The organism is Geobacter sp. OR-1 (genome assembly GCF_000813145.1).
Lineage (GTDB): Bacteria > Desulfobacterota > Desulfuromonadia > Geobacterales > DSM-12255 > Geoanaerobacter.
Genome location: NZ_BAZF01000024.1, coordinates 1 through 12,956, shown reverse-complemented (window position 1 = coordinate 12,956; position 12,956 = coordinate 1). Strand labels below are relative to the sequence as shown.

At 55.0% G+C, this 12,956-nt stretch carries 13 protein-coding genes and 1 pseudogene; 4 read left to right on the top strand and 10 right to left on the bottom strand.

Features of this window, described 5'->3' with window-relative positions:
• Positions 1–98: 98 nt before the first annotated feature.
• The 9 genes and pseudogenes from tsaB to rpsB form a co-directional block, all read right to left on the bottom strand.
• A complete protein-coding gene (gene tsaB / locus OR1_RS18100; RefSeq protein ID WP_041973957.1) occupies positions 99–794 on the bottom strand; it encodes a tRNA (adenosine(37)-N6)-threonylcarbamoyltransferase complex dimerization subunit type 1 TsaB in 696 nt (231 codons plus the stop codon).
• Positions 791–1,859: pseudogene (gene rseP, locus OR1_RS18095) on the bottom strand (RIP metalloprotease RseP). The gene tsaB and the pseudogene rseP overlap by 4 nt, the downstream one beginning before the upstream one ends.
• A 78-nt stretch (positions 1,860–1,937) precedes the next feature.
• A complete protein-coding gene (gene dxr, locus OR1_RS18090; protein WP_041973954.1) occupies positions 1,938–3,101 on the bottom strand; it encodes a 1-deoxy-D-xylulose-5-phosphate reductoisomerase in 1,164 nt (387 codons plus the stop codon).
• Between the two features lie 22 nt (positions 3,102–3,123).
• The gene (locus OR1_RS18085) at positions 3,124–3,918 is read right to left on the bottom strand and encodes a phosphatidate cytidylyltransferase (protein WP_041973951.1); all 795 of its coding nucleotides are present in this window, start codon (positions 3,916–3,918) and stop codon (positions 3,124–3,126) included.
• Between the two features lie 10 nt (positions 3,919–3,928).
• Positions 3,929–4,669, bottom strand: coding sequence for an isoprenyl transferase (locus OR1_RS18080; RefSeq protein WP_041973949.1), 741 nt, complete (start codon positions 4,667–4,669; stop codon positions 3,929–3,931).
• 92 nt (positions 4,670–4,761) lie between these two features.
• The gene (gene frr / locus OR1_RS18075; protein ID WP_041973947.1) at positions 4,762–5,319 is read right to left on the bottom strand and encodes a ribosome recycling factor; all 558 of its coding nucleotides are present in this window, start codon (positions 5,317–5,319) and stop codon (positions 4,762–4,764) included.
• 1 nt (position 5,320) lies between these two features.
• Complete coding sequence (gene pyrH, locus OR1_RS18070; protein ID WP_041973945.1) at positions 5,321–6,037, bottom strand: UMP kinase; 717 nt, start codon at positions 6,035–6,037, stop codon at positions 5,321–5,323.
• Between the two features lie 97 nt (positions 6,038–6,134).
• Positions 6,135–6,785 carry a translation elongation factor Ts gene (tsf, locus tag OR1_RS18065; protein WP_041973943.1) on the bottom strand — a complete coding sequence of 217 codons (651 nt, stop codon included), beginning with the start codon at positions 6,783–6,785 and terminating at the stop codon, positions 6,135–6,137.
• Positions 6,786–6,871: 86 nt separating this feature from the next.
• Complete coding sequence (gene rpsB, locus OR1_RS18060) at positions 6,872–7,642, bottom strand: 30S ribosomal protein S2 (RefSeq protein WP_041973941.1); 771 nt, start codon at positions 7,640–7,642, stop codon at positions 6,872–6,874.
• On the opposite strand from rpsB, the gene lptF reads away from it, so the two are divergent.
• From lptF to OR1_RS18045, 4 genes are all read left to right on the top strand, one after another.
• Positions 7,626–9,005, top strand: coding sequence for an LPS export ABC transporter permease LptF (gene lptF, locus OR1_RS18055; protein WP_237754349.1), 1,380 nt, complete (start codon positions 7,626–7,628; stop codon positions 9,003–9,005). The two genes, rpsB and lptF, sit on opposite strands and share 17 nt — an antisense overlap.
• The gene (locus OR1_RS23060) at positions 9,002–9,424 is read left to right on the top strand and encodes an LptF/LptG family permease (RefSeq protein WP_272946214.1); all 423 of its coding nucleotides are present in this window, start codon (positions 9,002–9,004) and stop codon (positions 9,422–9,424) included. Before lptF ends, OR1_RS23060 begins: the two co-directional genes overlap by 4 nt.
• A gap of 56 nt (positions 9,425–9,480) precedes the next feature.
• Complete coding sequence (locus OR1_RS23055) at positions 9,481–10,083, top strand: LptF/LptG family permease (RefSeq protein WP_272946213.1); 603 nt, start codon at positions 9,481–9,483, stop codon at positions 10,081–10,083.
• A 71-nt stretch (positions 10,084–10,154) separates the two neighbouring features.
• A complete protein-coding gene (locus OR1_RS18045; protein ID WP_041973939.1) occupies positions 10,155–11,063 on the top strand; it encodes an IPT/TIG domain-containing protein in 909 nt (302 codons plus the stop codon).
• Here OR1_RS18045 and OR1_RS18040 read toward each other — a convergent pair.
• Positions 11,050–12,900, bottom strand: a complete 1,851-nt coding sequence (locus tag OR1_RS18040; RefSeq protein WP_052440641.1) for a tetratricopeptide repeat protein — start codon at positions 12,898–12,900, stop codon at positions 11,050–11,052. The genes OR1_RS18045 and OR1_RS18040 overlap by 14 nt on opposite strands.
• Between the last annotated feature and the right edge of the window lie 56 nt (positions 12,901–12,956).

The window sequence follows — 12,956 nt, the reverse complement described above, 5'->3', positions numbered from 1 at the left end:
CGGTTATGGCCGTCTCAAACACATGGGAGAAATTGACAACGCCCCCTGTCCGGAAGTATGGACCAGGGGGCGTTGCATTGACTGGGTATGGGAAATTTCTAAGCCGTGTCCTGCCGCTGCTTGGCCAGTTCCGCCTCGGAAAGCCGAAGATAAACCGGAAGCAGGTCAACCGGAGAGACGCAGTCGCCGCGTTGCAGAGCGGCATGGGCTATCATGGCGCCGTTGGCGGCTCTGGGGAGCTGGGCATTCGGAGGGGCGAAAATGGCGAGTCCACCGAGCATCGCGGTAAGCTGCTCCCGGTATCGAACCGCGCCATCGCCGACCAGGATGGTCGGTCCGGTAATCCACCCGGCAAGCTCTTCGGGAGAGATGACCTCATCCGGCCGCAAAGGTATCGGCAACCCGGCATTACAGGAATAGAGGCCGGCGTAAAGCTCGTTCTTGCGGGCATCGTACAGTGCACAGACTGGCAGCCTTGCAAGCGGCAAGTTCATGGCGAGCATGGCCAGCGACGAGAAGCCGGCAACCGGTTTGCCCGTTGCCATGGCCAGCCCTTTTACCGCGGCGATCCCGACCCGGAGCCCGGTGAAGGCGCCCGGTCCGGTTGCCACCCCGAAACCGTCGAGATCTGCGATGGCAACGCCGCTGTCGGACATCAATCGTTCGACGGCATCGAAAAGGCGTGACGAAACCGCTTTACCGCCGGCGAGCAGGTACTCGCCAATGAGCTGCTCACCATCGGTAAGTGCCACGCCGCAGCAGGATGAGGATGTGTCGATCGTGAGAAGCTTCAACCCTGCCCCAAGAAATATCTCATGATGTCGTTGTAGAAAGCCAGCACCATCAGGCTCAGGAGCAGAAACAGCCCCACCTGCTGAGCCATCTCCCGTGCCTTCTGGCTCACCGGCTTCCGGAAAATCAATTCCCAGGCAAAGAAAAAGAGGTGCCCGCCGTCCAGGATCGGCACCGGCAGGAGATTGAGCACTCCCAGATTGATGGACAGCAAGGCCATGAAGGCGATGAAGCTCACCCCCCCTTCCGAGGCCTGCTGGCCGGCCATCTTGGCGATCATGATCGGCCCGCCGACCGTATCGAGCGGTATGGCGCGTTCAACCAGCTTCACCAGAGACAGGACGGTCAGGCGGATCATGTTCCAGGTCTGGGCAGTCCCTTTCACCAGAGCATCACCAGGGCCGAACCGGTCCACAACCTCGTCACCGGCGGAAACTATCCCGATGGCGGGTGAAGAGACACTTTCCCCGAAAAGATTTTTCGCCTTGCGGGTTTCCGGTGTGACTTTGAAGCCCAGAACCGCACCGGCACGCCGGACCTGAATATCGATAGCCTTGCCGCCGCTCTCCGCGATCGCTCCGGCCAGCTCGTCCCACCTGCTCACCGGTTTGCCGGCTATGGCAATCACTACGTCACCGGTAACAATGCCGGCCCTGGCAGCCGGCTTGTCCTTGATAACTTCACCGATCTTGCTGGTTATTGCCGGCACCCCGATCATGTAGACGACCATGAACAGAATCCAGGCAAAGACGAGATTGAACACCGGGCCGGCGGCAACAATGGCAATGCGCTGCAACGGCGGCTTGGCGGCAAAGGAACGGGCCTGGTCCTCGGCGCTCAACTCGGCGTCGCTCCCCTCACCAACCATCTTGACATAGCCGCCGAGAGGAAATGCCGAGATAAGGTATTCGGTCTCCCCTTTTTTTAAAACCAAACAGCTTTGTCCCGAACCCGAGGGAAAACTTCTCCACCCCTACCCCGAAAAGCTTGGCGAACAGGAAGTGCCCTAATTCGTGAACGAATATCAGAGCGCCAAGAACGATTATTGCTGCGATGATGCTGGTCATATGAAACTCCGTCAGACGAGAATCGGGCATCGAGGCTGGAAACAGCCCGGCATCTCGATCAATCCCCCCGATTTACGATTAACAAGCAACAGCTTTAAGCAGTTCGCCGGCCTTCATCCTACCCCAGGCGTCAACGGCGAGCACGTCATCTATGGAACCCAGCTGGTGGGGGTTATGTGCTGCCATGGTCCGGACAATGAGCTCGGAAATCCCGAGAAACGGGATCTTACCGTTCAGAAAGGCCTCCACCGCAATCTCGTTGGCCGCATTCATTACCGCCGGCATGCTCTCCCCGGCAGACATGGCGTCATAGGCGAGACGGAGACAGCGGAACTTTTCCATATCCGGCTTGAAAAAGGTCAGACCAGAGAAAAGGGTCAGGTCGAGCGGTTTGACACCGGTGGCAACCCGCTCGGGGTATGACAGGGCATACGCTATGGGAGCCTTCATATCCGGAGTGCCCAGCTGGGCAATGACGCAGCCGTCGACGTACTCTACCATCGAGTGGATTATGCTCTGGGGGTGGATGTTGACGTCGATCTTTTCCGGGGAGGCATCGAACAACCAACGGGCCTCGATGACCTCCAGCCCCTTGTTCATCATGGAAGCCGAGTCAATGGTGATTTTCCGCCCCATGCTCCAGTTTGGGTGGTTAAGCGCATCGGCAACCGTCACCTTACGCAGCTCTTCGAACGGGGTATTGAGGAACGGCCCGCCGGAAGCGGTCAGGATGATCTTTTCGATATCCTCGCTGCGATGGCCTTCCATTGACTGGAATATTGCGCTGTGCTCGCTATCCACCGGATAGAGCTTGACTCCGGCCTTTGCGATCTCTTCCATGAAAAGATGGCCGGCTGTGACCAGGGTCTCCTTGTTGGCCAGGGCGATATCCTTCCCGGCCCGAATGGCTGACGCCGTCGGCAGTAGCCCGGCAGCGCCGACTATTGCCGCCACGACCATTTCCGTCTCCGGATGGGTAGCAGCGGCAACCACCCCTTCGGTTCCGGACAGGATCTCAGGATTCACACCTGCGGGGAGCATTTTTGCCAGGGTTGCAGCAAGGTCGTTATCAAGCACCGAAACCAGCTTCGGCCGGAATGCGGCAATCTGTTTCACGAACAGATCCAGGTTTCTTCCGGCAGTAAGGGCAACGACTTCAAACCGGTCGGGATGGGCCGCCACAATTTCCAGCGTACTGACGCCGATTGATCCCGTTGATCCCAGAATTGTGAGTTTCTTCATTCTGTCTCCCGATCCAAACCGTCTATCCTTTGGAAAATATGAAATGAGCGTACCACCATGCTGCCGGCGCCGCGAAAAGAATGCTGTCGAGCCGGTCCAGCATGCCGCCGTGGCCGGGGATAATCGCCCCGGAATCCTTTACCCCGCAGCTTCGTTTCAAAAGTGATTCGAAAAGATCCCCTAGCTGTCCCAAGATCCCCAGGGCAACCGCGGCTGCGATGCAATCGACTGCCCCGAGCTGTGGGAAAAAGCTGAATTTTGCGATAAAAGCGCCGGCCACGCTCCCGGCAAGCCCGCCGACAGCACCTTCGATGCTCTTGTTAGGGCTGACAGCCGGATAAAGCTTGTTCCTGCCGAATGCGGAACCGATGTAATAGGCAGCCGAATCGCCGGCCATGACGATCAGCATCATAAGCAGAATCCAGAATGGTCCGAACGGCTCGCTCCTAAGCAGCAGAAGCTGCGAAAGTAACAATGGTACGTAGAGAAAGCCGGCAGAGAGAAGCGCCCACTCCTGCGCTGCCTGACGGATATCGCGAAAGCGGAACAACAGGGCCAGAGCGCTGACAAGAACCAGGGAGGTCAAACCGGGAACCAGAAGCGATGGACAGAACAACGGGAACAAAACCAGGGGAGCGCCGATAACCGAGGCGATGATCGCTTCGACGTTTCGGTCCAAAAGCGCCATCCGGTAAAACTCCAACAACCCCAGGAAAGCGACGACAATAACAAAAGCGGCAAAAAGTGACTGACTCCCCTTGACGATGAGGGCAATCAACAGAGGAAGGGCAATGGCCGCAGTGAGTAATCGTTTGATGACATCCTCCTTACTTACCGGACCTCAGCTGTTCGCTGGTCAGTCCGAACCGCCTCTCCCGGTCCTGATAGTCTTTGAGTGCCTTGTAAAGCTGAAGCGAGTCAAAGTCCGGCCAGTTCACGTCGGTGAAATACAGCTCGGTATAGGCCAGCTGCCAGAGCAGGAAGTTGCTGATCCGCATCTCACCGCTGGTACGGATCAGCAGATCGGGATCGGGAATGCCATCGGTATACAGGTACCCAGCAAACAGCTTCTCATCGAGATTTGACGGGTCGATTTTCCCTGCTGTCGCATCTGCTGCGATCCTGGATACAGCACCGAGAATTTCCCGGCGTGAGCCATAGGAAAGGGCAAGGGTCAACTGCATGCCGGAGTTACCGGACGTTGTGGCGATGGCCTCGTCGATTTCCTTGTTAACACCCTGGGGGAGTTCATGGCGATTGCCGATCACCGCAAAGCGGACATTATTCTGCATCATCCGCGGCACTTCCGAGCGGATATATTTTTTCAGCAGTGCCATCAGGGCCTGTACTTCGGTCTTCGGACGGAGCCAGTTCTCGGATGAAAAGGCAAAGAGAGTCAGATAAGCGATGCCGACCTTCGAACACTCCTCGACAATCATCCGGACCGTCTCCACACCTTTCTGGTGCCCCACGATCCGTTGCAGCATCCTCTGCTTTGCCCAGCGGCCATTCCCGTCCATTATTATGGCCAGATGACGGGGCAACCTGTCCGGTTTCAATCGACGCATCGGTATCTATGCTCCACGAATAAAAAAACCCCTTCCTTCAGGGGTTTCAGGATTTAATCATAATTCATAAAGCCGCGCAAGCAAAAACAGGATCAGACCTCAAGGACCTCTTTCTCCTTGTGGGCCAGCACTTCGTCTATCTTGAGCTCAAAGCTCTTGGTAAGATCCTGCACTTCCTTTTCGGCCCGCTTGAGGTCATCTTCGGAAATCTGTTTGTCCTTTTCCAGCTTCTTGACGCCGTCGATGGCGTCTCTTCTGATGTTGCGCAGAGCCACCTTGGCATCTTCCGCCATCTTCTTAAGCTGCTTCACGATCTCTTTCCGGCGCTCCTCGGTCAGCGGCGGGAATACCAGCCTGATCAACTTGCCGTCATTGGCCGGGGTCACCCCGATGTTGGCATTCATGATCGCCTTTTCTATCGGCGGAATCATCTTTGCTTCCCACGGTTGAAGGGTTATGGTGCGTGGTTCCGGGACTGCCAGGGTGGCAACCTGGTTTACGGCAGTCGGTGTGCCGTAATAATCAACCTTTATGTCATCCAGAAGAGCAGTGCTGGCCCTGCCGGTACGAATCTTCTGGTATTCGCGCCGAAGTGAATCGGTAGTCTTGTCCATGTGGTTCTTCATATTGGCGATGACATCTTTGGTCATTCTACTCTCCTTTCACAATGGTGCCGATATGCTCGCCGCAAACGACCTTCTTGACGTTGCCGTGCGAGGTGATATCAAAAACGATGATAGGAAGGCTATTGTCCATGCAGAGCGATGTAGCCGTAGCGTCCATGACCTGGAGCCCCTTCTTGAGCACCTCGATATAGGTGAGAGAGGGGAACTTGACTGCGTCCGGGTTTTTCTTGGGATCAGAGGAGTACACGCCGTCAACCTTTGTCCCTTTCAGGATTGCCTCGGCACCTATTTCCATCGCTCTCAGACTGGCGGCAGTATCGGTAGTGAAAAACGGATTGCCGGTCCCGGCGCCGAATATGACCACCCGCCCCTTCTCCAGATGCCTGATGGCGCGCCTTCTTATATAGGGCTCGGCGACCTCCTGCATGGCAATGGCCGACTGGACGCGGGTGTCGACGCCAACCTTCTCCAAGGCATCCTGCATGGCGAGAGAATTGATTACGGTCGCCAGCATCCCCATATAATCGGCGCTGGCACGGTCCATTCCCTTGGAAGATGCGGCCAGCCCGCGAAAGATATTGCCTCCGCCTATGACCAGGGCAAGCTGTACCCCGCACTCGACAACATCCTTGACCTCGCGGGCAATGGTCTCGATTGTCTTTGGATCGATGCCGTACCCTTGGTCACCCCCAAGGGCTTCTCCGGAAAGCTTCAGGAGCACTCTCTTGAAAGTAGGTTTCATGATATCTCCCTGGTTCTTTTAGCCGGCAGTTCATCATTGAGAAGTGCCGGTCATGCAAAAAGAGCCGGCCATCGAAATGGCCGGCTCCGGTCAGCAACTAGTTGCCGGCTGCTGCTGCAACTTCTGCAGCAAAGTCGCTCTCTTTCTTTTCCAGCCCTTCGCCCAGGACAAACCGGGCAAAGCGCCTGATCGACATGTTTTCGCCTATTGTGGCAATGGTCTCGTTCAGATAGGTCTGGACCGTCTTGTCCGGGTCCTTCACATAGGCCTGCTCAAGAAGGCAGATATCGGCGTAGAACTTGTTTACCTGCCCTTCAATGATCTTTTCGATGATATTGTCGGGTTTGCCGGATTCACGAGCCTTGGAACGGTAGATCTCCTTCTCCCGCTCAAGAACGTCGCTGGAAACTTCTTCACGACGGACAAACTGGGGGGAAGCAGCGGCAATATGCATGGCGATATCTTTGACGAAATTCTGGAAATTCTCGTTCTTGGCAACGAAGTCGGTCTCGCAGTTCACTTCCACGAGCACGCCGATCTTGCCGCCGGCATGGATGTAGGAACCGACCGAACCTTCGCTGGCCACGCGCCCCGCCTTCTTGGAAGCAGCAGCCAGACCTTTCTTGCGAAGGTAATCAACCGCCTTTTCCTGGTCTCCACCGGTCTCCTGAAGGGCCTTCTTGCAATCCATAAGGCCGGCGCCGGTAACCTTCCTCAGTTCGTTAACCTGTGCAGCTGAAATACTCACGTCTATCCTCCATATGGCCCAAACTTCAGCCCAAAAATATTGTTGTCACTTGCGTCTTGGATCATGATTCTGCGCAACAGCGGCTACTAAACGGTCAGTTCCTCTTCGCTACCTTCTGCTGCAACTTCAGAACCAGCATCCTCACCCTCGGCATCGGTCTGGAGATCGGTATTGCGGTTTTCCGCACCTTCTATGACAGCATCCGCGATCTTGCTCGTCAGGAGCCTGATCGCCCGGATGGCATCATCGTTGCCCGGAATGACATAATCGATGTCGTCAGGGTCGCAGTTGGTATCGACAATCGCCACAACCTTGATGCCGAGTTTTTTTGCTTCCTTGACAGCGATCTCCTCATTCTTCGGGTCAATAACAAAGATAACGCCCGGAACGCGGCCCATGCCCTTGATTCCGCCCAGGGTCTTTTCCAGCTTCTGGCGCTCTTTATCGAATTTAAGGGCCTCTTTCTTGGTATATGCTTCTGCAGTACCATCGGTTAGCATGGCATCAAGACGCTTCAAACGGTCGATGCTCTGCTTTACCGTTGCAAAGTTGGTCAGCATGCCGCCCAGCCACCGCTGGTTTACGTAGAACATGCCGCAACGGCTCGCCTCTTCGGCTACCGAGTCCTGGGCCTGCTTCTTGGTGCCGATGAACATGACCGTTTCACCGGCCCGAACCGCATCGGTCACAAAGTTGTAGGCGTTCTTGAACAGCCTGACCGTTTTCTGCAGGTCGATGATGTAGATACCGTTACGTGCCCCGAAGATATAAGGCTTCATCTTGGGGTTCCACCGCTTGGTCTGGTGACCGAAATGAACGCCGGCCTCCAGAAGTTCCTTCATGGTAATGCTTGACATACTCTCTCCTTTTCCGGTTTGTCCTCCGCCTGCGGTCTTTCCCCGGCAAATCCCCCAATGGGACACCAGACCGGGAACCGGCACGGCGTGCGTGATAAAGCAGCGGATATATATATCATATGCAGTGCTTGCTGGCAAGGCATTTTTATGGCTTCGCTTTACTTGGCCGCTGTTCTCATGTATCATCCCGGCCATGCCGACAACCCTCGACCGCTACATATTCAGGGAAATCACCGTTCCGTTCTTGCTGGGAATGACGGCCTTCACAGGAGCCCTGTTGATGGGGAGATTCCTCAAGATCGCCGAGCTGGTGGTATCGAAGGGGGTACCGCTCAGCGAGATCTGTCGGCTGATTGTATATCTGCTCCCTTCATTCGCCCTGGTTACCATACCAATGGCGTTTCTTCTGGCAATCCTCCTGGCTTTCGGACGGCTTTCGGCTGACAGTGAAGTTATCGCCATGAAAGCCAGCGGGGTGGGGCTCGGCAGACTGATGACGCCGGTGCTGGCATTCGCGGCCATTACCACCCTCGCTACACTTGCAATTGCTGTATATGCCGTACCTGTAGGGAACAGCGCCTTTAAAGACCTTCTAGGCAAGGCTGTTGAAAGCAGCGCGGATATCGATATCCGCGAACGGGTTTTCGTCGACACCATCCCCGGACTGGTGATCTACGTAGAAGGGTACGACAAAAACGCTCACACCATGACAGGGGTTATGATCCAGGACGACAGGAGACCGGACAATCCTCTGACCATCTTTGCCGGGCACGGCACACTTTCCATGGATGCACCGTCCCGGCGCGCCAATCTTCTGCTTGAGGAAGGGAGTATCCACAACATTCACGAATCCAGTTACCGGCTGGTCAACTTTCGCGAGTACGAGTTAAATATCAAACTTGACCATGCGATTCGCGCCATCAGCAGGAACGAGCTCGACATGAGCCTGCAGGAGCTGGAAGCCGGGATCAAGGGGGGAACCACTGACCCCAGGATAAAAAAGGATATGGAAATTGAGTATTACCGGAGATTTGCCACGCCGTTCGCCTGTTTCGTCTTTGCGCTTGCCGGGGTGCCGCTCGGCATCCAGAACCGGAGATCCGGCAAGGGGGGGGGATTTGCCGTCAGCATCGCCTTGTTGATCATCTACTATGTTGTGCTTTCAGCATCAAAGACCCTTGGGGAAAAAGGGGTACTGGATGCCGCCGTGGCAATGTGGGCCCCCAATGTCATTTTCCTGGCCCTGGGAGGATGGTTCTGTCTCAGGTCCGCTGCGGAGAAATCTGTGCTCGGACCGCTTGCTCCGGCAGCAATCTCAGACTTTGTCCGTAAAATCCTTTCAAGCGCGGGAAAGACAAGATGACCCTTTTCACCCGCTATATCGCTTTGATACAGATACGGCTCCTGTTACTCTGCTACGGGGCGTTTGCCTCCATCTACCTGGTAATCGACATCCTGGAAAGAGTCGGCAAACTGACCAGGGCGGGAGGCAGCCCTGACCAGATCGTTCAATTTTTTCTCTGGAAACTGCCGGAGATTTCAATCCAGGTCATCCCGCTGGCAGTACTGATGGCGACTCTGCTGACCCTGGGCACCCTATCAAGGAGCTCCGAGCTTACGGCCATGCGCTGCTCCGGAGCTGGGCTGTTGCGAATTACCTCGCCTTTGCTTGGTATTGCCCTGACGGTAAGCTTGCTCAACCTGGCGCTCGCCGAAATAGTAGTGCCGCGAAGCTTTGATAAGATGCGTTATATCGAAGAGGTCAGGATCAAAAAAAACTAGCCCGAAAGCCTTTTTTACGCCAGGGAACGATCTGGTATCGGGACAAGACTGCCATTTTGAATGCCAGGATGTTTGACCCTGACACCTTGACTCTCCGTGGGGTGACAATTTGGGAGATCGGCCGGAATCTCCAGCCGATCGCGCGAATCGAGGCAAGGGAAGGAAAACTGCAAGGCGATGAGTGGTTGTTGCGTCAGACGGTCCAGTACCGGTACAGCTCCGGAAACCTCCTGCAGACGGTAAAAAAACCTGAGTTTAAATCGGCTATACAGCTTTCGACCACCGATCTCAAGACCGTCGGTAAACAGGCTGAAAACATGGGATTTGCAGAGCTGTACAATTACTGCGACAAACTGCAAAAAGGAGGATACGATCCAACCCGCTACCTGACGCTCCTTCACGCAAAACTGTCGGCGCCATTCAGCCCAATCGTGATGGCCTTCCTGGCAATACCGTTTTCCATCCGCACCGGTCGTTCCAGCGGCCCGGCAGTCGGGATCGGCTTGAGTCTGGTAATCGGATTATGCTATTTCATCGTCAACGCATTCCTCATCTCCTTCGGTCAGGCCGGCGCATTGCCCCCGATCGTCTCGGCCTGGGCAGCAAATGTCATCTTCTGTGCTATTGGTATCTGGCTTGCTCTCACCGTAAACCGTTGACATCGGCGTGTGCCGTGATTTACTGACATAGAGACACCGGAATTCTCTAGTCCGCACTCAAAGGAGTTCACATGCCCGGTTTTATCGTCATCTTGTTGGCCGTCCTGCTCTCCTTGCCCGCAGTGGCAGCAGAGATCGCTCCGAAACCGGCGGCAAAGACACCGGTCAAGAAGACTCAGTCTGCGCAGGAAAGAATCACCATCCTGAGTATTATCCCGGCCCAGGGGGAACCCGGGATGACGGTCACACTCTCCGGCACGGGATTTTCGGAAACAAGCACGGCATTCCTCGGCAGTGTCGAAATACCGGCCAAACTGCTCGGCCCCAAACAGCTGAGCTTTGAGATTCCTCGCATCCAGCCCGGACTTTATGCGCTCTTCGTCAAGAACAATGACGGCGCTACCAGCAAGACGTACAACTTCGCTATTCAGCCGCTCAAGCCTGTGGTTCAATCGCTCTCGCCGGACACAGTTCCGGCCTGCACTACCTCCGGCAGCAGAGAGGTAACCATAACCGGCAAAAACTTCCAGGAAGGAGCACAGGTGCTGTTTGACGGCGGCGGGATAAGGAGCCGCTATTCCTCCCCGGAAACCATCGGCTTTACTGTCCCGGCTGTTCGGGGCGGGATACATCAGGTCCAAGTCAGAAACCCCGAAGAGACAACCTCCTCGCCGCTGGCACTTTTGATCGACAACCGGCCCGAAATTTCGGCCATTACTCCGGGCACTGATTATGTGAATTACTACGAACTTTCAGTGGAAGGGAGAAATTTCCTGCAAGGATCCGTGCTGGTAGTCGATGGGCAGCGTATCTCAGGAGGGACACCTATGCCGGGGAACCGCGACCGGCTGATCTATATGGATTGCACGCAACTTATTTACCAACGCTACCCGGCAGACCCGACCCCCAGAACCTTGCGGGTGCAGGTGGTCAATCCGGGGAACGAGGAAAGCCCGGTAATAACCATCAATGCGCCATAGCTGATCCACGCCCCGACACAAAGGGTTCTGCCTTCATGAGGTTTTGACGGGCTTCCTTATGCCCCGGTTCCAGACGAAGCACCGCTCGGAACCTGTCGACAGCCTGCTGGAACTTCCCCTGCTTAAACAGCACAATCCCCAGATTGTTCAGAGCTTCTGCATAATTAGGAGCCAGCCCAATGGATTGGCCGTACGCCAGTTCCGCATCCCTTAACTGCCCCTGCGCCAGGTAGACATTTCCCATATTGAAAAAAATTTTGGGGTTATTCGGAGTCAACTTGGCCGCAGCCTCATACTCTTCCATGGCAGCGGGGTAGTTATGCTGGCTGAAATAGATCATCCCCAGATTGTTGCGAGCCGCCACATCTTTTGGATCAAGGGCAATGGCAGTCCGGTACTCCCGGACCGCATCGCCAGATCTCCCCCGGTCACGGTACTGACGGGCCAGACTACCGTGAGCCCGGGCTTTTCCGGGACTCTTGCGGACCACGTCCTCCCATAGTGTCATTTCATCCTGCCACACCGAGTTGCGGCAATAAGTTGCCGTGCCCAGGGCAACCGCAGCAACTACAAGAAGCTGGACGATGGCCTTGGCTCCGGCAAGTTGCCTTTCGTCCAGCCAGGTCTTGAGCAGGATAACCAAAGACACTGCACAGATACTGAACCCTATGGAAGGGAGGTACAGACGGTGCTCGAATATCAGATCTCGGATAGGGATAATGCTCGATTCAATAGAAAGGGTTATAAAGAACCAAAACAGACCAAAGGATGCAACCGTTATCAGATACGCCTTCCTACCATTCCATGAACGGCACATCCCATAAAGCGCAAGCGCAAACATTGTCGCCAACACGAGTGCTGACAACAGAACCGGAGTCGAAAACAAGGTTTCGTATCGCGGATAATCATAATCAAGATTCTGGTCCACCGGAAAAACCAGCAACCGGATATAGGTGATTATGACCCTGAACTGGGTAAACAGGTACTCAGCCCTGGAAATCGTATCGGTTTCGGCAGTAAGACGGCTTATCTCCCCGAGCATTTCACCCGACTGCGCTCTTCCTGCCATCAGAGCAAGCGGAACAGCAAGTGAAGCGACAGCGAAAAACACGACGGCAATGAACCGTTTTCTCCCCCCACTCTTGAAAAATGTCAGTTCGATCAGGGCAACGACTACCGGCAGGGTAACCGCTATTTCCTTGGTAAACATTGCCAGCATAGTAAAAACCGCAGTCCCCGCCCAACATGCGATTCGCCTCCCATTAGATGTTGAGATGCGTCCGGAGAGATAGAGTACTAGCGCGGCAAGATAGAAAAGCGTTGCCAGGGAGGTCACTCGCTGGGCAAGATAAGTGACCGCCTGGGTCTGTATTGGATGGAGTGCAAAGAGAAGAGTTGAGAAGAATGCTATCAGGCGCATATTAAGGCTGACATCGCCTAGCCCCGCCTTTGCAAACAAAGGCGTCCTCCCAATCAGCAGGACAAGCAGGTAAACAAGTATTGCTGAGCAGCAATGCACAAAGAGATTGAACAGGTGGTACCCTACAAGATCGAAGCCGTGCAGGGCATAGTTGAAGGCAAAGCTGGCATCACCGACAATCCGTGACTTTATGGCGAACCGAAATTCCTTGACCAGCGGATTAGCTAAAATGGAAGTGATATCATCCAGGACAAAGGGGACTGTGAAGGTGTTCGAATAAACGAGGAAAGGCGCAAAAAACAGAATTACGACATGTACGGTGGGGTGGGAAAGCAAAAGAAAGAGGCCGTTACTGCAGGCAACAGCAGCATCGGCCTCTTTTACGGGAAGTTCGGTTGACCTCTTACGTTTGCCCATCTTCCGGGTTAAGCATCTCCGTAATTGAAATGATTATGGTTTAAGGTAACACAATT

Bases quoted from the DNA above. Each gene is read 5' to 3' on its own strand.
- dxr (WP_041973954.1), bottom strand. From the start codon at position 3,101: ATGAAGAAACTCACAATTCTGGGATCAACGGGATCAATCGGCGTCAGT.
- OR1_RS18080 (WP_041973949.1), bottom strand. From the start codon at position 4,669: ATGCGTCGATTGAAACCGGACAGGTTGCCCCGTCATCTGGCCATAATA.
- frr (WP_041973947.1), bottom strand. From the start codon at position 5,319: ATGACCAAAGATGTCATCGCCAATATGAAGAACCACATGGACAAGACT.
- pyrH (WP_041973945.1), bottom strand. From the start codon at position 6,037: ATGAAACCTACTTTCAAGAGAGTGCTCCTGAAGCTTTCCGGAGAAGCC.
- lptF (WP_237754349.1), top strand. From the start codon at position 7,626: ATGGTAATGCTTGACATACTCTCTCCTTTTCCGGTTTGTCCTCCGCCT.
- rpsB (WP_041973941.1), bottom strand. From the start codon at position 7,642: ATGTCAAGCATTACCATGAAGGAACTTCTGGAGGCCGGCGTTCATTTC.
- OR1_RS23060 (WP_272946214.1), top strand. From the start codon at position 9,002: ATGACCCTTTTCACCCGCTATATCGCTTTGATACAGATACGGCTCCTG.
- OR1_RS18045 (WP_041973939.1), top strand. From the start codon at position 10,155: ATGCCCGGTTTTATCGTCATCTTGTTGGCCGTCCTGCTCTCCTTGCCC.
- OR1_RS18040 (WP_052440641.1), bottom strand. From the start codon at position 12,900: ATGGGCAAACGTAAGAGGTCAACCGAACTTCCCGTAAAAGAGGCCGAT.